This is a genomic window from Streptomyces sp. NPDC050534 (assembly GCF_044457745.1).
Taxonomy (GTDB): Bacteria; Actinomycetota; Actinomycetes; order Streptomycetales; family Streptomycetaceae; genus Streptomyces.
Map to the genome: position 1 here is coordinate 62,243 of NZ_JBITHF010000015.1, position 16,745 is coordinate 78,987.

Here is a 16,745-nt window from a genome sequence, read left to right on the forward strand (position 1 = left end):
CCGGAGTGCCGGGGCGCTGGGCGGTGGGAGCGGACAGGGCTTACGTGCATTTACACCCTGACCTGGGGCTCATGCCGCGCGGCAGGCAGCTGGCACACGTCCCAAAAGCAGCGCAGCCGTACGCCGGGCTCGCCCGGACCTCGCGTCGTCCGCTCCGCCGGAGCGATCGCGCGGCGAGGAACTCCTGGACGGCCAAGACGGCCTGGTCATCGCACGCCGCGATCTCCAACCACGGCCAGTCCCGGCTCCGCCACGTGCCCCTCGGTGATTGGTCTCATGCACGGCACCACGTGCCGGCGGCCCCGGAGGTGCCGCGACCGCCGTGTCTTCGCCCGGACGGGCCGTCGGTTGAACGCCCAACTCGTGGAAGTCTTCGACACGATGGCAGGCGGTGAAGACCACTTGCGCTGACCGCCCAGGTCGAGATGCCACTCCCGGGGCGGCGCGGCACCGGACACCGCGGGCGTTGTCAATCCGTGCTTCGTTCGTCGTTCCGGGATGGGAAGGCGGCCGAGCGGGAGCCGACCAGCAGCAGGCACAGGACCGCCACACCCGCGATGACGCCGCTGAGGAGAAGGAGCGGATTGAGGGGGCGGGTGGCGGAGGCGGCGTTCTGGGTGTCCACTGCGGGTTGCGCCGCCCCGGGTGGGGCGGAGGTGGAGGTGGTGGCCGTGGGGGCGGGGGACTGGTCGTCCGTCTTCGAGGCTGCGGGCGCACCGGCTTTGGCAGTGGGGCTCATGTGCATGGACGGGGGCATTGCCGGGGTGGGGCGGGTCGTGGGTGCGGCGGATGTCGGGTGCTGGTGGGCGGTGTGGGTGGGGGCGGCGGCAGGTTCGACGACGAGCTGGGCCGTCATGTTCGGGTGCACGGTGCAGACGTAGCCGTACGTCCCGGCGGTCGCGAAGGTGTGGCTCCAGGTGCCGCCCTTGTTGAGCATCGGGGAGTGGATCGACGCGGGGCCGGAGGTGGTTTTGACGTCGTGGGGTGCTTGGTCCTGGTTGGTCCAGGTGACAGTGTCCCCGGCGGTGATTGTCAGGGTGCGGGGGCTGAATGCGTAGCCCGACATGAGGAGTTGGTGGGTGGTGGCCGCCTGGGCCGCGGGCGCGGGCAGGACGGCGGCGGAGCCGGCCACGAACAGGGCGGCGAGCAGGGCGCGCGGTACGGTCAGGCGGGGCATGTGAACTCCGCGGCGACGAGCAGCCGGATGCGGGCTGCGGGGCGGGTGCGGGGCAGGGTGAAGCCGGTCGTGCGACGCAGGGCGCGGTAGGGCACAGCGAGGGTGCCGAGGACGAGCAGCCGCTCGGCGGTGCGGTCGACGACGCGGAGCGGGAGCGTTGTTTGGACGGGGGTGTCGTCCAGGGCGAGTGCACCGGCCACGCGGAGGCGGGTGCCGTCGTCGTTGGCCGTGATGTTTGTACTGAGGAAGGTGAGCGATTTGCCGCGGAGCAGTCGGCCCCCCAGCTCCAGGCTCAGTACGCAATCCTCGGCGTCGGACGTGACGGTGAGGGTGGCGTCGAGGGGGGTGAGGCGGCGGCGCAGGGTGGGCAACGGGCCCAGGCGGCCGGTGAGTTCGGTGATGCAATGGTCGGGCCGGGCGGCGCTGTAGGTGCCGGGCTCGGGTAGCCATTCGGGGCCCGGGCGGGGCGTGGGCAGGGTGGGGGTGGGAAGGGTTTCGGTGGTCATCTCGGCACCTCGGTGGGCGAGTGAATTTGAGGGCGGGGAGAATGAGGCGGGCGGCGGGCCGGCCGACTGTGACTCGGCCGGCCCGCCGTGTCTTGCTGAGGCCAGCGGGCAGGGGCTGGTTCAGCAGGAGTTGGTGACGTAGTCCTCGGTGGGGGCGAGCAGATGCTCGGCCCAGACGGTGTGCATCTTCACGTAGGCGTCGGGGTTGAGGATGTCCGTGACCTGCTGGCCCAGCGACTCCTGAAGGTGCGCGGAGTTGATGTGCTGGAGCAGCACGCTGAGTGTGTCGTCGGAGACGCTGCCGGCGCCGTTCACCGCGGGGGTGAGGATCGACTCCAGCCAGACGGTGTGCATCTTGATGTAGCTGTCGAGCTTGAGCGCGTCCTGGACCTGCTGGCCCGGGGACTCTTCCAGGTGCGCCTTGTCGATGTGCTGCAGGATCGGCAGCAGGACCTGCTGGACGCTGACGCACTGCTTGTCGCCGCCGTCGTCCCCGCCGCTGGTGCCGCCGGAGCTGCTCCCCCCACCGGTCGACCCGCCGGTCGACCCGCCGGTGGAACCGCCGGTCGAGCCGCCTGTGCTGCCGCCCGTGGAGCCGCCGGCGGACCCTCCGGTCGAGCCGCCCGCGGACCCGCCGTTGGAACCGCCCGTGCTGCCGCCGCTGTCGTCGGCGACCACGGTGACGGACGCCGTCATGTCCGGGTGGACCGCGCAGTAGTACTTGTACGTACCGGCCTTGGTGAAGGTGTACGACCAGCTGTCGCCCTTGTTCAGTGTGCCGGAGTCGAATTTGGCGGGGCCGCTGGTGGTGGTCACCGTGTGCGGAGCGGTGTCCTCGTTGACCCACTTCACGGTCTGGCCGACCTTCACCGTCAGCTTCGGCTGGGCGAACTTGTAGTCCTTGATCTCGATGGTGTGGTCGGCCGCCGCGGCCTTCGTGGCCGAGTGGTCCATGTCCGCCATCGACTGGGCTTCGGCCGCCGGTGCGGCACTGTGCGGGGTGGAGGCCCCGGCAGATGCCTGGAGCAGGCCGAGGCCGGCGACGGCGGCGAGTCCGGCGCCCAAGCCGGTGGCGAGCAGCACCCGGTTGCCCACCCGTGTGTGCCGGTGGTGCGGGGGTGCGGTGGTTTCCTCAGTGTGCATGGTGGTGCGTCTCCCTTGTGAGATCCCGTGTGAGGTGAGTGGAGTGGGACGGGCGCCGGTCAGCGGCCGGGGGCGGACGTGACCAGCAGACTCGTTGCGGCGAGGACGACGAGGACGAGTCCTGTCTCCGCTGCTACCGAGTGGACGAAGGGCCGTACGGTGGCGCGGTCGCCACGCAGCAGCACGGCGATGTCGAGCCGTGTCTTCACCCAGCCGCGGCTGCGCTGGGCGATCAGCAACACCGTGGCCAGTACGGCGAGTTTGAGCAGGAGTAGCCGCCCGTAGCCGGTGTGCACCAGGGCGTCGAACGAACCGATCACCTGCCAGGTCAGCACTGCCCCGGCCGCCGCGATCGCGGCGACCGAGACCCCGGCCAGCGTGGAGTAGCCGGGAACGACGGTCGACAGTTCCTCGGGACGGCGCCGGGGCAGCACGCCGATCAGGAGCAGCGTCAGGCCGCCCAGCCAGAGCGAGACACCGAGCAGATGGACCAGGTCGGCGACCGCGCCCCAACCGGGGTGCGTGCCCTCGGAGTTGTGTCCCGTCATGCCGGTCGTACGCAGCAGCCCGAGACCCACTGCCAGAGCGCCGACGCGCCAGCCTGGCGAGCGGGCGGCGCGGTCCCCGCCCTGTAGGAGGGCGGCCAGGACTACCGCGGCGAGCACCCACATCAGCACGCGGCAGGCGGCCACGATGCCGACCTCGCTGGTCAACAGGTCGGTGTAGGTGGCGGGTTGGAGTACGTCGTCGAGCGTGCCCATCGTCCCGTACGCGCCCTGGAGTCCCGGTGCGAGCAGGCTTGTCGCGAGGCCGGCGGTCCAGGCGAGTGTGAGGGTTCGCCGGGTGCGACGGTCTTCGGTGCCCTGCGGCCACAGCAGCGCGAGGAAGGCCACGCCGCCGACGAACAGGGCGAGTGAGAGATAGCCCGCCCAGCGGACGGCGGTCCAGGCGGCATGCAGGGTCGCGGACGGTTCCGGTGCCGCCTGCGCTGCGGCGTCGGACGTGGCCTTCGCCGTGAGGGGGAAGGAGAGCGTCCCGGATGTGGGATGCCCGTCTTCCATGTCAAGTACCTGCCAAACCAGGGTCAGCCGGCCATGACCGGCGGCTTTGGGGACGCTGACCTGGAGGGTGTTTTTTCCGTGGCCGGTGCGGGAGGGTGACAGCACCCGGCCGGCCGCCTTGATGTGCACGTCGGTGAGGTCGACCGGCTCGCTGAAGGTCAGCTTCACGTTGGCCGGGGTGCGGGCGAGCCGGGCGCCGTTCTTCGGGGCTGAGGACTCCAGTTCCGTGTGGGCCGAGGCGGGCGGCGCGGCGAGCAGCAGCGCGGCGAGGGCGGCGAGCGCGACGACGAGCAGAGACGGTGGACGGTGTCTCACGGCAGCGCCTCCGGGATCACCGAGGGCGAGGGGGCGACGCCCACGCACAGCGACGAGAGGGTGTCGGCCGATGGTGCGGGCGAGGGGGCCGGAGCCGATGTGGCCGAGCCGAGGAGCCCGTCCAGCAGACCGGTGACCGGAGTGACCGCACCGTTCAGCAGCGGCTGCACGAGACGGACCTCGCCCTCGTCGCAGGGGCCCGACGGGCTGGGTGAGAGGGTGGGGGTAGAGGAGGGCGAGAGGGTTGGCCCGGGTCCGTTTCCGTCGGCGCCGCCCGTACCGTGATCGTGGTTGCCTTCACTGTTGACCGGCGAAGTGGCTTCGGGATTTTCGCTGTCGCTTTCTCCCGACCCGAATCCGCCCACTGAGCCGGACCCCGAATTCACCACGGAGGTGACGGGGGGACCGGTGGCGGAGCCGGCCGAGGGCTGGCGCGACGGGGACGGGGTCCCGGCGGCCGGTGGTGACGCGGTGTCGACGGTCGTCGGTGCGGATGCGCCGATGCCCGAGGCGTAACCGAGCACCACGACGACGGCCGCGACGAGTGTCCCCGCGACGAGCTCGTCGCGGTGGTCTCCTGGCCAGGACGCCCTGGCGAAGAAGGACATGGCCCCTCCTGATGCTGTGTGAACTGCGGTGCACAGGAGTGGACAGGGGTGACGATTCTCTTCGACTACGCGTCCGTTAATCGATCGTTTCGTTGCCTCATTTTCGGCCTGGGGCGGTCTGTGAGAACGGACCTCACTGCCCCAATGCACGCAATGCATTCCGTGAAGAAATCGAAGGTACCGTGAATTCGAACACCTAAGGCATTTCCTCTTTCTCGGAATCGCCGTGAATGCACACGCGAGTGGGGCGGCCGTTCATCCGCCCCAGCCCGAGCCGTGGCGCCTTCCAGTGGGAGCGGCTCGGGCATGTCGGAACGTGTGAGGCGAAGCTCGTGCAGAAGAGGCAGTGACGTCCGCCTGGCGTCAACGGGCTGGTCATCTCACTCGCCGCGAAGGGCCCGACGGCCGTCGAGGTCCAGGCCCACTTGGCCGAGGTCCATGACCTCGACGTTTCCTGCCAGGCGATCTCGACGTGCGGGCGCCGGCGCGCAGCGCGCGGATGGTGGATCGACAGGCGCCTTCTTCTACGGGAGTTGGGGGGCGAGCGCGGCCGTGCCGTCTCCAGCGGTGGCCGCACGCGGCAGAGTTCGAGCCGTCGGTCGGCGAGGCGGCAATCCGTCAGTTCAAGAAGAATCCCCAGATCGCCGCTGTCGCAGAGTTGGTGTGGGTCGCCCTCGACGCGCACGCAACCCTGACCGGTCCGGGCCACGTCCCGGGAACTCTGACCTTGACCGGGCCGACATCGGTCAGCACTGTTTTGGTGCGGGTGCCGTTGCGGCTGTTGCCGCTGTTCTTCCGGGCCGGATCGTGCTTCTCACGACCGACGTGATCGGTGATCTCGCCCTTCAGCGCCCGCATGGTCGGCCGCTGTAACAGCCCACCCTCGCCGGTCAGTTGCGGGCCCTCACCACGGGCCCGGTCAACCAGCGTCGCGATCAACTGCTCGTCCGACGTGGCCATCCCGACCGACTCGACCACGCGCTGTTGCTCGATCGTGGTCTCACTCACTTGGCGTCTCCGTGATCAACAGATCCGCCGTTGATTGGACGCTCCCGGTGCGCAGCGGGCCCCCGTCGTGTCGCAGAAGTCCGACGATCAACTACTGGCGCAGGGCACTGGTCGTGTGCGGGCTACCGTCCGTGCGGGCCTCCAGGGCTCGCAGGACGGCCACCATGTCCTCGTGACCGTGCCCCTGCGCCACGGTCTCGCCGAAGAGGGTGTGGCAGATGTCGAGGAGCGGGGAGGCGAGGCCTGCCTTGCGGGCGGCCTCGGCGATCAGCCGGTTGTTTTTGAGGACGTCCGTGGCGGCCGCCTGGACGGTGAAGTCGCGGGAAAGCAGCTTGGGCGACTTCATCCGGGAGACGGAGCTGGCCATCGGGCCCGCGTCCAGGACGTCCCGCAGCAGGCGCTGGTCGAGCCCGTGCCGGTCGGCGAAGTGGAACGCCTCGGTCAGACCGGTCACCTGGGTGATCAGGAACAGATTCACGGAGAGCTTCATCAGCAGAGCGTTCGGGACGGGACCGCAGTCGAACGTCTGGCGGCACATGGGGGCGAGCAGCGGCCGTACGGCCGCCACGGCCTCGTCGTCGCCGGCCAGCATCGCCACCAACACCCCCTGCTCCGCCGGGACTCGGGAGCCGGAGACCGGCGCCTCGGCATACCGTCCGCCCGCGGCTCGGATGTCGTCCTGGAGGCTGAGGGAGTACTCCGGCGAGGTCGTCCCCATGTGGACGACGGTGCGTTCGGCGACGAGGGCGGCGAACTGCGGGGTGCCCCGGCCCAGCACCGCATCGACCGCCCCCTCGTCGGCCAGCATGAGGAACACGACGCCGGAGCGCCCGAAGACGTCGGCGGGACGCGCCGCGACCTCGGCACCGGCGGCGCGCAGGGGCGCGCACCACTCCGACGTGCGGTTCCACACGACGAGGTCCGTTCCGGCGCGGGCCAGATTGAGAGCCATGGGCTGCCCCATGACCCCGAGTCCGATGAACCCCACGGTCACGATGCACCGCCGTTCCCGGCCCGCAGGAGCGGAGCCGTCGCCGCAACCGCTTATGACAGCGGTCATAGTAGCCGCCTCTATGACCGTGGTCATAGAGTGGGCGGCGAAGTGCTCGCAACATCCCGGGGGTCGAGATGGCAGCGTCGCAGTCGTCCGCACGCGGACCACGCGAGCGGATGGTCTTCAGCGCGGCCCAGCTGATCCGGCGCGACGGGGTCGCCGCGACAGGGATGCGCGAGGTCGCGGCCTATGCGCGCGCGCCGCGCGGCTCGCTCCAGCACTACTTCCCGGGCGGCAAGGAACAGCTGGTCAACGAGGCCGTGGGCTGGGCGGGCCGGTACGCGGCCGACCGCGTCGCCCGCTTCCTCGCCGCCCTTCCCGAGCCGACCCCCGCCGGGCTGTTCGCCGAAATGGTGCGCCAGTGGACCGACGAATACGAGACCGCCGGCTTCGCGAGCGGCTGCCCGGTGGCCGCCGCGACGGTGGACTGCGCGGAGTCCGCCGCCTCCACCCGCAAGGCCGCGGCCGCCGCCTTCTCCGCCTGGACCGAGCCGGTGGCCGGGGCCCTGGCCGGCCTGGGCGTGCCGCACGCGCGGACCGCGTCCCTCGCGACGCTCATGATCAGCGCCCTGGAGGGCGCCATCCTCATCGCCCGCGCCGAGCGCGACGTGCGCGCCCTGACGACCGTGGTGCAGGAGCTCGGACCGCTTCTCGACGCCGCGGTGGACGACACCGCGCGCGAGCCCCGGTGACCGCAGCGCCACCGGGTCGACCCGCCCCGGCATGATCAGCATCATCCCGACGCGTTCTGGCGGGCTGCCGTCATGCTCGAGGAATGTGTGCTGCTACGTCCACTGCCGGCTCGAAACGAGGTTTATGGATACGGCGTCGCCCTCGCCTACCTCGAGGCTTCGGGAGAGCGCGTGGACACGAAATTCGAGCTGTGGCGGGAACTGATCTACGACATTCGCGCGATGCGGCTGGACTCGTACGGCATCGCCGAGAAACTGCGTTCGTGGCGACAGACGTAACCGGACCAGCGGCGCGTACGCCGGCTTTGAGGAGGTGCGAACCTCGGACGCCATACAGGCGGCGACGGCAGACGATGGGCGGGTTGCCCGTGCTGCGCCGCGGGCAACCCGCTATCGCAGAGACTGGGGCCTTTCGGTTGGATCCTCGGAAGGACCGGAGAATGATGTCCGCGACATGGAGTGCAGCCCGGCGGATGGTGGCTGCCTTTTCGTAGCGGGGGGCGATGCCCCGCCACTGCTTGAAGCGGTTGACGCAATGCTCGCCGGTGTTGCGTTGCGTGGAGGTCTCACGGTCGAAGGCGGGTGACCTGCGCCCCGGCTGCCGCGGCGCAGACGGTGACCGCGTTGGCCCGCGGGAGCGGAAAACCCTGGCGCGGATGCCGCGGCGGCGCAGGTGCTTACGGATCGCCCGGGACGAATACGCTCCTGAGGTTGAACTCGTGATGTCGCCGGGTTGCTCAGGTGAGTCTGATTGTCGGGCCGGTCTCGGCGAGGCAGCCGTCTACGACCAGACCGTGGGCCGCCGCCGATTACCGGGTGCGCTCAGTGCGGTCGTCGTACTCTTCGCGGGCGGTGATGACTTCTTCGATGTGCAGCACGGACCACTCCGTGAGCGCCTTCAGCGGTTCCCGCAGCGTCTGGCCGAGCGCGGTCAGCTCATACTCCACGTGCGGCGGCACCTCCGGGTAGACGGTCCGACTGATCAGCCCGTCGCGTTCGAGGGTGCGCAGCGTCTGGGTGAGCATCTTCTCGCTCACGCCCGCCAACGCCTGCCGGAGCCGGCCGAACCGAGAGGTCCCGTTCCGGCCGAGTTCGCCCAGCACCAGGACCGCCCACTTGCTGCCGATCTGGTCGAGCAGGTCCCGCGACGGGCAGCCGCGCTCGTACGGATCGAATGACGGTATGGGCCCGGTCACGTTCTCGACAGAAGCCATACGGCTCACCTCAATGCTATCGCTCCGGTAAGTACCATACCGAAAAGTGGCTACTCCCCAACAGAGAGTGTCCAGGTCATTCTGTGTTCCATCCCGCCGCGGACGGACCGCGGCAGGCGTGCGAGGCACGCACGGAGGGAAGGAATGACCATCATGCCGATCGTCGTCACTGGAGCCACCGGTCAGCTGGGCAGGCTCACCATCGACGCACTGCTGCGGCGCGGGATCCCGGCCGCGGACATCATCGCGACCGGCCGGGACATCGCAAGGATCAAGGATCTGGCCGACCGAGGCATCACGGTACGCCGCGCCGACTTCGCGGACACCGACAGCCTGGCCGAGGCATTTGCGGGGGCGGACAGGCTGCTGCTGATCTCGGCCTCGGTCCCTGTGGGCGAGCGGGTCGCCAACCACCGCCGCGTGATCGACGCCGCGGCGTCCGCAGGCGTGTCGCTAGTGGCGTACACGAGCACGACGCACGCGGACACGGCCACGACCGTCATCGGTGCCACGCACGGCAAGACCGAAGAGTATCTGCGGGACCGCGGAATCCCCAGCGTGCTGCTGCGCAACGGCTGGTACCTGGAGAACTACACCGGCCAACTGCCGCAGATCCTGCAGAACGGCGCCGTCGTCGGCGCCGCAGGCGAGGGGCGGATCAGCGCCGCCTCCCGTGCCGACTACGCCGAGGCCGCAGCCGTCGTCCTCACCGCCGAAGGCCACACCGGCGCCGTGTACGAGCTCGGCGGCGACGAATCCTTCACCCTGACTGAGCTCGCCGCCGCGATCTCTGCTGCGGCCAGAAAGCAGGTTACCTACGCCGACCTCCCGGTGACCGACTTCGCCCAGGTACTGGCCGCCGCGGGCCTACCCGCCGAGCTGGCGGAGGTCCTCGCTGACGCTGACCGCGGCATGAGCCGCGGCGAGATGTACACCGACTCTGGCGACTTGCGCCGCCTGATCGGCCGCCCGCCCGTGACCCTGGCCGAGGCACTCGCGGTCGCCCTGCATCACTGAGGTTGCGTCATCCCGTGCCGGCTCCGCCGCAGTCAACCTGATCAAGGCGCGGCTGGAGAGGGATCAGAAGCGGTCGGTCGAAGCAACCGTGACCAAGCCGGGCGAGCAGCCTTTCATCGTGCGGGCTTCCGGCGAGAAGATCTCAACCGAGTGTCCTCGACGAGAGCTCGAAGGCTGCGGTGCAGGGAGCATCACAACCGACGTCTCCCGGATATAGCGGGAACTGAGCAGGCGGGCGGGAGCGTGAATGCAGCGGCGCCATGGGCGGGTGGCTGTACCAGCACAGCGGCTGGACGTCGCTGCAGTCCTTCGCCAACGCCGTCGGCTACAGCCGGGGCACGCTCTCACGCTTTGTCTCCGGCGAGTGGCGTCCCGCGGCAGCGACTTCCTCTCGTTCCTTTCGGCTCATCGGTGGCCGAGCCCGCCGGTGCGTGGTCGATGCCGAGGCAGCGGCGTGTTCGACAACGGCCTTGCGGTAGCCGCCGCCCGGCCCAGGTCTTGCGAACTGCGCGGTGAGGGGCTCGGGTTGGTGGCTGGTGAGCGCCGCTACAACCAATGGTGACGATCAGGTGTCCAGTACATGTCGTGATCGGGTGGCGTGGCAGATGATCTGCCGGGTCGGCCGGTGCGCCGTTGTGCTGCCGTCGCTGAGGAGCTGGTCGTGCGTCCACTGCTGCGTGGCTGGGTGAGGTTTGTGGCCGCGGGGGTGATCGGGGTGGGGGTGCCCGCCATGGCGGCACCCGCCTCACACGCCGACGAGGCCCAACCGGACCTCGTGGTCTCGTCGTTGCCCACCTCCTCGCCGAAGCCCGGTGAGACCTACGACCAAGCCGTCACGATCACCAACAACGGAACCGCCGCCGCGAGTGATGTCACCTTCCGTGTACGTCTCACCCGCGGGCTCGACTTCACGGCACCCGAGAAGGGCTGTACGTACAGCGTCGTAGCCGACCAGGTGAGGCAGGCGCTGTGCAAGCTGGGCCAGGTCATCGAACCGGGCGGCTCCGTCACCACCCCAGTCCGGTTCACGGTCTCCTCCAAGGGGCTGCTGGAGGTGGTCGAGTACGGAACGGGCCGCACCGGACAGCCGCCCGGTTCGGAGGGATTCGACGACAGCTACCGACGCCTTGCGTTGACCGTGGGCAGCACCGCCGACCTGGCGGCCGTCGGCGATGAGGCCACGGCCGAGCCGGGCGAACTGGTCAAGGTCACGGCCACGCTGCGCAACGACGGCCCGGGATGGATCCACAACCAGGAGAGCGATGACCAGCCGGGCCTCCTTGTCCGGATCCCTAAGGGCACGAAGGCTGTTCAAGTACCCCAGGAGTGCGCGCCGTTCGGAATCGATGGACCGACCGGCCCGTCGGAGCCCGGCCATCCGGTATACGTGTGCTGGCACAGCGACAACCTGCTGGAGGTGGGCCAGTCGCTCAGCTACCTCTTCGTGCTGAAGGTGACATCGGCGTCGGGTCGAACGCGCGGTGAAGTGAAGGCCACCTCCGTCTACGACATCCCCCCGGTGTTCGACGAGAATCCTGCGAACGACACGGCGTATCTGACCATCCACGTTCCGGAGCGGGGCGGATCTACGTCGAGTGGTTCCTCCGGCGGCTCCGACGCAAGCGGCTCCGGATCGGGTGGCCGGGGCAACGACAAGGACCCGCGCGGTCAGTCGGTGGGTGGTTCGAGCAGCGGTGGGGCTCAGACGTCGTCCTCCGGCTCCGTCGCCGACGGCCTTGCAGGCGGCGTGGGCACCGTGCCCTCGCGCGGGCGCCTGGCCGGCACGGGCACCGGCCGCTCGGTGCTTGTGGCAGCTGTCGGAGCGGCCGTACTCGTCGGTGGCGGATCGACAGTCCTGTTGTTCAGGCGCCGGTCTGCGACTTCCTGAGCGTGGACGGACCCGCTTGCGGCGATCGGCCACAAGCCGCCGACCTGCAGCGTCCGACGATCGAAGATCAACATGCCATCGACCCTGAGATTGTGTCGCGAAGAGAATCCGGTGAGGAGAACCGCCCATGCCACGGATGCCCTGCTTCGGCGCTGTGTTCATGCTGCTTGCCGCGGCGACGGCCATAGCCGGGTGCGGCCGCCCGCAGGCCTCGCCGGCCCGGGAGCCGTCAGCGAGCCGGGCCGCGTCTCACCCGGTCGTCCGCCTTGGCGCGGACGGTCGCACGCTGATCCCCGGCGGGCCGCCGCTCCCGTTCCATGTCTCCGTCGGGGGCCTCACCCCCGGGCAGGCCGGCCACCGCTACCTGGCGGTCTACGTCGGGACCGTCGCCGACCGGCTCCAGGTTCGTGAGGACAAAGGGTGGCGGGATACGGAGCTTTCCTGGACCAACGAGCAGGACGACAACGGGGAGTTCGTCGCCCGGGTGCCGCTCTCGCAAGGCGGCAAAGAGCGGACGCGGATCGACTTGCGGCTGATCGCCGCGGACCAGCAGAACGAGTACGAGAACAACCGGCCCCGTGCCTCGTATGACATGGTTTCCGCTGAGATCGCCCAAGAGGGTCGGGATCCGGCCATCCACCCGACGGCGGCCGCGGCGCGGTTGCGTCTTCCCGTGGACGCCACGCACCTCACGGTCACGGTCCCGGACATTCTCAAGGCCGCCCCGGGTGGCCCGGCGGTGGAGTGGTCCGTGCGGGTGCGCAACTCGGCGGGCGAGCGCACCCGCTCGGGCCTGCGCATCGCGGTTGCCCTGTCACCCGCGTCAAAGGACGCGTCCGTGCAGCACGTGCACTGGTCGATCGACCGCGGAGGCCGGTGGGAGGACCTGACCGGACGAACGTACACGGAGACCGACGTGTTCTCCCTCAAGCCGGGTGCCTCACGGACCGCCCGGATCCGCATCGCCCTGCCGGTCGGCCCGGTCCCGGCGAGCTCTGGCGGCGTCGGTGCCGTCCTGTGGGCCTCGGTCGGCGCCCCCTGGTGGCCGTCCGGCCCGGACCGGCCCTCAGGGGTCACCATCGACCCGTTGTCCACCAACGTTCTCACCGACCCCACCGCGGGCTGACTCCGACGGGTGAGCAGCCGGCCGAGGTCGCAGCCCTCGGCCAGGGCGGCACCGTCACCCTTGTGCGTGATGACACCCGGAACCTGACCAGTCAGTCACAGATCCGTGGCCAATCGGCCATCGAGCGGCCACGGTTCGTGAGATTCGGCCACGGGATCTGAGATCCAACAATGGCCGTCACACGGGTGCCTGGTGATGGCGTGGCTTTAGGTTGAGATGTCGACCAGGGCCCGGAGATTTGCATGGGATCGGTTGACGGCCTGCTGACCGGCGGAGAGGCGGTCCCACCGGCCGCGGTACGCGTAGCGGTAGACGGTCGTGGCGCCGATCCCGAAACCGGCCGAGAGCTGAGCATACGGCTGGCCGTTGCGGAGGTGGGCGAGAGTGAGCAGGGCCTGGCGGCCCGTGCTCAGGCGCCGCCATCGGGTGCCGAGGACACGGCGGTGCTCCCGCAGACGGGCGGTGAGGAAGCGTAGGGCGGAGCTGGACACGTCGGCGCCGGACGGGGAGACAAGCAGGCGAAGCCTCTGGTGGAGACGGTTCTCTTGGTCGAAAACCCATCTACCAGGGGCTTCATCTTCCAGAACCGGGCTACTCCCTCCGATGAGTTTTGGTCACGGGAGTGGTCCGACCTCCGAAGCGACTGTGAGGAGTGATCCGAGTGGACCTGTACAGCATCATGTGCGTGAGTGACCGGATCAAGGCACGTGGGTGGTTCGAGGCGTTCTTCGGGCGCCCAGCGGACGAGATCATCGGCGAGGAATACCTGTGGCAGCTTGGTGAGAACGCATGGGTTGTCGTCGACGATCGGGACATGCGCACTGAGCGAGTGGGCGGAGCCATGATCACGCTCGGTGTGAACGACCTCGACGACATCCTGGCCCGACTCGCCGCACACGGGATCGACCACGAACCGGTCGAGACCTACAGCAACGGCGTGCGCCACGTCGTCGTGCTGGACCCTGACGGGAACAGCCTGTCACTTGCCGAGGCGCCCATCCGGTGAGTTTCTATAACGTGTGCGCTGCGCTGCGCCTGACCTGCTCGGATTGAGGTTGGAAAACGCTCAGTCTCAGATCGATGCTGTTTCCTCGGCGGAACGATGAGTCTGCGGCTGGGGCACAGAGTACGAGGACTACGTGCGAGCTCAGATCGCGCTCCGATGAGTTTCCCGCGCCGCGCCGGTCTGTACGCGTGCGACCGACTCACGGAAGGCTGGCGCCATGCGGAAACTGATCTACGGCATGAACCTGACCCTGGACGGCTACATCGCCGCGCCCGGCGACGACATCGGCTGGAGCGTGCCGAGCGACGAGCTGTTCCAGTTTTGGTCCGACCAGCTGCAGGCGACCGACCTGTCGCTGTACGGGGGCAAGCTGTGGCAGACGATGAGCGCCTACTGGCCGACCGGCGACCAGCAGCCCAACGCCACTCCGGCGCAGATCGAGTTCGCGCGCCGCTGGCGGGACATGTCGAAGGTGGTGTTCTCCTCGACGATCGACAAGGTCGACTGGAACACCCGCCTGGTCACCGGTGACGCGGTCGCCGAGATCACCCGGCTCAAGGCCGAGGACGGCGGTCCGATGGACATCGGCGGCGCGACGCTCGCCGGGGCGGCCATGCGGGCCGGGCTGATTGACGAGTACGTGCTGGCCACCGCGCCGGTCCTGGTGGGCGGCGGCACGCCGTTCTTCACCGCGCTGGACAGCTGGGTGAACCTGAACCTGGTGGAGACGCGGACGCTTCCCGGCGGCGTGATCCTGACCAGGTACGGGACGAGGCGCTGACCACCCGTCACGCGACTCGACCGTCTGCCGGGGTCCGCGCGAACGTGAAGGACACCACCGGGGCGGGCCGCCGTCTATGCGGCTTGCCATCCACCACCACCGGGCCGTTCTCGGTGAGCTGTAAGTAGTCCGGGATGTGCTTGCGGACCTGTTCTTTGACCTCGGCCGTCAATAGGAACGGCACTCAGCCGGGCCTTCGCTCTCGCCGGCGCACGCCCCGACCTGTTGCGCCAGGAGGCGGCCGGTACGTGACCCTCGCGCCGAGCCCTGGATCCTGATGGCCGTGTCACTGGTCGTTCGTTCGCTGGGTCAGCTTCTTCGACAGTACGTTTTCGATCTCCGCAGGCAGTTGGCCGGAGTGCACCCAGGAGATGAGCGCCTCGGCTACCCGGCGCAGCTTGATGTTGGTGTGCATGGACGTCTCGCGGATCATGTCCCAGGCTTCGTCGGGCGTCACCCCGTACACCGTGACGATCACACCGAGCGCCTGGTCGATGACCGCGTGGGAGTGCACCGCCTGCCGAAGCTGCGCGATCTCGGCTTGCAGTTGGAGGATGGTTTCGGAGCGGGTCGCGGGCGTCTGGGGCGCGTCGGCCTGCTGGTCGGGGCCAGACATCACCGGGGACTCCGCTGTGGGGGGCACGTCGCCGCGTGCGTGAGGTGGGGCAGGGTGCCGGTGAGGGTGAGCAGGCGGTGAACGGCCGGGCTGGCAGCGCGAACGACGAACGACTTGGCCATCCCGTGGGCGCGGTGACGCATGTGGAGCAGGACGTTGAGAGCGGCGCAGTCGCAAAAGCCGACGCCGGAGAGGTCCAGTTCCAGGCCGCCGGTGGCGCGGGTGAGTGCCTCACTCAGCGTCTGCTGCAGGATCGGGTTGGTGTCCAGGTCGAGTTCGCCGCAGACGAAGACCGTGCTGCGGTCGCCGGCGGCCTCGACGCTGAAGGTGAGCGGCACCGGCAGGGCCGCCGACGTCGACGGCTGCTGGAGTGCGGCGCCGTAGACAGTGCAGGGCACGTCTTCCTGGGGGAAGGCCGCGTGAGGGGACATCGGTGCTCCCGGCGCAGATCGGCATGTCGACTGCTTCCAGCATCACCCCACCAGCTGTTCACGTCAACTGAAACATGAAAAATCGTTCGCCCTTTTGAATGCGTGAATCGAACCGTATCCTGGTGGGATGGATCGAGCGCCACAACCGCACGCAGGCTGGACCTTTCTGACCAATCATTCCCGGGTGCTGGCGGCCATCGCCGAGGATCGCACCACCCGCGTCCGCGACATCGCGGCCCGCTGCCGGCTCACCGAGCGGGCCGTGCAGAAGATCATCGCCGACCTGGAAGAGGGCGGGTACCTCACCCACAGCCGGGAAGGCCGCTCCAACGTCTACAAGATCGCCCCCGACCGGGTGCTGCGCCATCCCGCCGACGCCCCGGCCACCGTCACGGAACTGCTGTCGGTGCTGGTGAGCCACGAGGCCGGGCATCCCGCCGCAGTCACCGCAGACCACGACGGCTGACCGATACACGATCAGTGGGACACCTGCCTTGAGGAGCCTCGTTCCTCGAGTCCGCGGCGGCCGTCGCGCCTGCCGCGGTGCTGGCGGCGGCCCTTGTCTGAGAACCTGCCGCCTGGAGATCCCCCGCCCCTGCGCCCTTTGCTGGGACCTCGAGGGCATCGGGTTCGCCATCCCGGCCACGCCAATGTCTGGTGCGGCGCCGGCGCAGCCGCGCCGTTGCCGCAGGTGGTGGCGGAGTGCGGCGGAACGGCGATCACGTGGTGCGCATCCGCCCGGCCTTCCCGCCCCCCGTCCGGCTTGCTGCGCCGGTGCGGGGACGGCTCCAGGCCTGGGTCCCGGGCGGGGTCAGGCCCGGAGAGGTGACCAAGGGGCAGGGGCCGGCTAAGCGGCTGGCGTGAGTTCGGCGCGGCCGAACAACAGCGCGTGGCCGGAGGGGAACTGGCGCAGGATCCGAGTGAGCGGGTCAGGACCGACCAAGGCTGCGACGACGCCAAGCACAGAGCCTGTGTCCCAACGGGTGGGGCCCACGGGGGAGTCGGCGCGGGCGGCGAGGTCGTGGACCAATGCCCAGCCGATGAGGGGTCGGGTGTCGGGGAGCTGAGCGGTGAGGATGCGTGCGGCCTCAAGATCAATCTC

General features: G+C 69.4%; 17 protein-coding genes and 3 pseudogenes. 7 read left to right on the forward strand and 13 right to left on the reverse strand.

Features of this window, described 5'->3' with window-relative positions; all coding sequences use genetic code 11:
- Positions 1-50: 50 nt before the first annotated feature.
- The 8 genes and pseudogenes from ACIBN2_RS38095 to ACIBN2_RS38130 all read right to left on the reverse strand — a co-directional run bounded on the left by ACIBN2_RS38095 (position 51) and on the right by ACIBN2_RS38130 (position 6,812).
- A complete protein-coding gene (locus ACIBN2_RS38095; RefSeq protein WP_399141829.1) occupies positions 51-167 on the reverse strand; it encodes a DUF6207 family protein in 117 nt (38 codons plus the stop codon).
- A gap of 302 nt (positions 168-469) precedes the next feature.
- Positions 470-1,177 (reverse strand): plastocyanin/azurin family copper-binding protein, encoded by a 708-nt coding sequence (locus ACIBN2_RS38100; RefSeq protein WP_399141557.1) that lies wholly within the window; start codon positions 1,175-1,177, stop codon positions 470-472.
- Entirely contained in the window at positions 1,165-1,683 is a 519-nt protein-coding gene (locus tag ACIBN2_RS38105; RefSeq protein ID WP_399141559.1) for a hypothetical protein, read from the reverse strand. The genes ACIBN2_RS38100 and ACIBN2_RS38105 overlap by 13 nt, the downstream gene beginning before the upstream one ends.
- Before the next feature lie 120 nt (positions 1,684-1,803).
- Positions 1,804-2,826: a cupredoxin family copper-binding protein gene (locus tag ACIBN2_RS38110; protein ID WP_399141560.1), complete on the reverse strand. Its 1,023-nt coding sequence runs from the start codon at positions 2,824-2,826 to the stop codon at positions 1,804-1,806.
- Positions 2,827-2,885: 59 nt separating this feature from the next.
- Positions 2,886-4,202, reverse strand: coding sequence for a copper resistance protein CopC (locus tag ACIBN2_RS38115; RefSeq protein ID WP_399141562.1), 1,317 nt, complete (start codon positions 4,200-4,202; stop codon positions 2,886-2,888).
- On the reverse strand, positions 4,199-4,810 hold the full coding sequence (locus ACIBN2_RS38120) for a hypothetical protein (protein ID WP_399141564.1): 612 nt from the start codon (positions 4,808-4,810) through the stop codon (positions 4,199-4,201). The genes ACIBN2_RS38115 and ACIBN2_RS38120 overlap by 4 nt, the downstream gene beginning before the upstream one ends.
- A 714-nt stretch (positions 4,811-5,524) precedes the next feature.
- A pseudogene (locus tag ACIBN2_RS38125) lies at positions 5,525-5,770 on the reverse strand (transposase); the annotation flags it as partial.
- 139 nt (positions 5,771-5,909) lie between these two features.
- Positions 5,910-6,812, reverse strand: a complete 903-nt coding sequence (locus tag ACIBN2_RS38130; protein ID WP_399141831.1) for an NAD(P)-dependent oxidoreductase — start codon at positions 6,810-6,812, stop codon at positions 5,910-5,912.
- 134 nt (positions 6,813-6,946) lie between these two features.
- Between ACIBN2_RS38130 and ACIBN2_RS38135 the strand changes: the two genes are divergently transcribed.
- Entirely contained in the window at positions 6,947-7,564 is a 618-nt protein-coding gene (locus ACIBN2_RS38135; protein WP_399141565.1) for a TetR/AcrR family transcriptional regulator, read from the forward strand.
- 809 nt (positions 7,565-8,373) lie between these two features.
- On the opposite strand, the gene ACIBN2_RS38140 is transcribed toward ACIBN2_RS38135, so the two are convergent.
- Positions 8,374-8,778, reverse strand: coding sequence for a winged helix-turn-helix transcriptional regulator (locus ACIBN2_RS38140; RefSeq protein WP_399141567.1), 405 nt, complete (start codon positions 8,776-8,778; stop codon positions 8,374-8,376).
- 144 nt (positions 8,779-8,922) lie between these two features.
- Here ACIBN2_RS38140 and ACIBN2_RS38145 point away from each other — a divergent pair, with 144 nt between their 5' ends.
- From ACIBN2_RS38145 to ACIBN2_RS38155, 3 genes are all read left to right on the forward strand, one after another.
- Positions 8,923-9,795, forward strand: coding sequence for an SDR family oxidoreductase (locus ACIBN2_RS38145; RefSeq protein ID WP_399141569.1), 873 nt, complete (start codon positions 8,923-8,925; stop codon positions 9,793-9,795).
- Positions 9,796-10,456: 661 nt separating this feature from the next.
- Positions 10,457-11,683 (forward strand): CARDB domain-containing protein, encoded by a 1,227-nt coding sequence (locus tag ACIBN2_RS38150; protein ID WP_399141570.1) that lies wholly within the window; start codon positions 10,457-10,459, stop codon positions 11,681-11,683.
- A 127-nt stretch (positions 11,684-11,810) separates the two neighbouring features.
- On the forward strand, positions 11,811-12,809 hold the full coding sequence (locus tag ACIBN2_RS38155) for a hypothetical protein (RefSeq protein ID WP_399141572.1): 999 nt from the start codon (positions 11,811-11,813) through the stop codon (positions 12,807-12,809).
- A 302-nt stretch (positions 12,810-13,111) separates the two neighbouring features.
- Here the strand turns inward: ACIBN2_RS38155 and ACIBN2_RS38160 are convergent.
- Positions 13,112-13,327, reverse strand: a pseudogene (locus tag ACIBN2_RS38160) (transposase family protein); the annotation flags it as partial.
- Positions 13,328-13,470: 143 nt separating this feature from the next.
- Here ACIBN2_RS38160 and ACIBN2_RS38165 point away from each other — a divergent pair.
- A complete protein-coding gene (locus ACIBN2_RS38165; protein ID WP_399141574.1) occupies positions 13,471-13,815 on the forward strand; it encodes a VOC family protein in 345 nt (114 codons plus the stop codon).
- 217 nt (positions 13,816-14,032) lie between these two features.
- On the forward strand, positions 14,033-14,596 hold the full coding sequence (locus tag ACIBN2_RS38170; protein WP_399141576.1) for a dihydrofolate reductase family protein: 564 nt from the start codon (positions 14,033-14,035) through the stop codon (positions 14,594-14,596).
- 286 nt (positions 14,597-14,882) lie between these two features.
- Here the strand turns inward: ACIBN2_RS38170 and ACIBN2_RS38175 are convergent, their stop codons facing one another.
- Entirely contained in the window at positions 14,883-15,212 is a 330-nt protein-coding gene (locus tag ACIBN2_RS38175) for an ANTAR domain-containing response regulator (protein ID WP_399141578.1), read from the reverse strand.
- On the reverse strand, positions 15,212-15,643 hold the full coding sequence (locus ACIBN2_RS38180; RefSeq protein ID WP_399141580.1) for an STAS domain-containing protein: 432 nt from the start codon (positions 15,641-15,643) through the stop codon (positions 15,212-15,214). The genes ACIBN2_RS38175 and ACIBN2_RS38180 overlap by 1 nt, the downstream gene beginning before the upstream one ends.
- A 127-nt stretch (positions 15,644-15,770) precedes the next feature.
- Here ACIBN2_RS38180 and ACIBN2_RS38185 point away from each other — a divergent pair, with 127 nt between their 5' ends.
- On the forward strand, positions 15,771-16,109 hold the full coding sequence (locus ACIBN2_RS38185) for a helix-turn-helix transcriptional regulator (protein WP_399141581.1): 339 nt from the start codon (positions 15,771-15,773) through the stop codon (positions 16,107-16,109).
- A 381-nt stretch (positions 16,110-16,490) separates the two neighbouring features.
- Here the strand turns inward: ACIBN2_RS38185 and ACIBN2_RS38190 are convergent.
- Positions 16,491-16,742: pseudogene (locus ACIBN2_RS38190) on the reverse strand (DUF2267 domain-containing protein); the annotation flags it as partial.
- Between the last annotated feature and the right edge of the window lie 3 nt (positions 16,743-16,745).

Bases quoted from the DNA above. Each gene is read 5' to 3' on its own strand.
- ACIBN2_RS38100 (WP_399141557.1), bottom strand. From the start codon at position 1,177: ATGCCCCGCCTGACCGTACCGCGCGCCCTGCTCGCCGCCCTGTTCGTG.
- ACIBN2_RS38105 (WP_399141559.1), bottom strand. From the start codon at position 1,683: ATGACCACCGAAACCCTTCCCACCCCCACCCTGCCCACGCCCCGCCCG.
- ACIBN2_RS38110 (WP_399141560.1), bottom strand. From the start codon at position 2,826: ATGCACACTGAGGAAACCACCGCACCCCCGCACCACCGGCACACACGG.
- ACIBN2_RS38120 (WP_399141564.1), bottom strand. From the start codon at position 4,810: ATGTCCTTCTTCGCCAGGGCGTCCTGGCCAGGAGACCACCGCGACGAG.
- ACIBN2_RS38135 (WP_399141565.1), top strand. From the start codon at position 6,947: ATGGCAGCGTCGCAGTCGTCCGCACGCGGACCACGCGAGCGGATGGTC.
- ACIBN2_RS38140 (WP_399141567.1), bottom strand. From the start codon at position 8,778: ATGGCTTCTGTCGAGAACGTGACCGGGCCCATACCGTCATTCGATCCG.
- ACIBN2_RS38145 (WP_399141569.1), top strand. From the start codon at position 8,923: ATGACCATCATGCCGATCGTCGTCACTGGAGCCACCGGTCAGCTGGGC.
- ACIBN2_RS38155 (WP_399141572.1), top strand. From the start codon at position 11,811: ATGCCACGGATGCCCTGCTTCGGCGCTGTGTTCATGCTGCTTGCCGCG.
- ACIBN2_RS38170 (WP_399141576.1), top strand. From the start codon at position 14,033: ATGCGGAAACTGATCTACGGCATGAACCTGACCCTGGACGGCTACATC.
- ACIBN2_RS38175 (WP_399141578.1), bottom strand. From the start codon at position 15,212: ATGTCTGGCCCCGACCAGCAGGCCGACGCGCCCCAGACGCCCGCGACC.
- ACIBN2_RS38180 (WP_399141580.1), bottom strand. From the start codon at position 15,643: ATGTCCCCTCACGCGGCCTTCCCCCAGGAAGACGTGCCCTGCACTGTC.
- ACIBN2_RS38185 (WP_399141581.1), top strand. From the start codon at position 15,771: ATGGATCGAGCGCCACAACCGCACGCAGGCTGGACCTTTCTGACCAAT.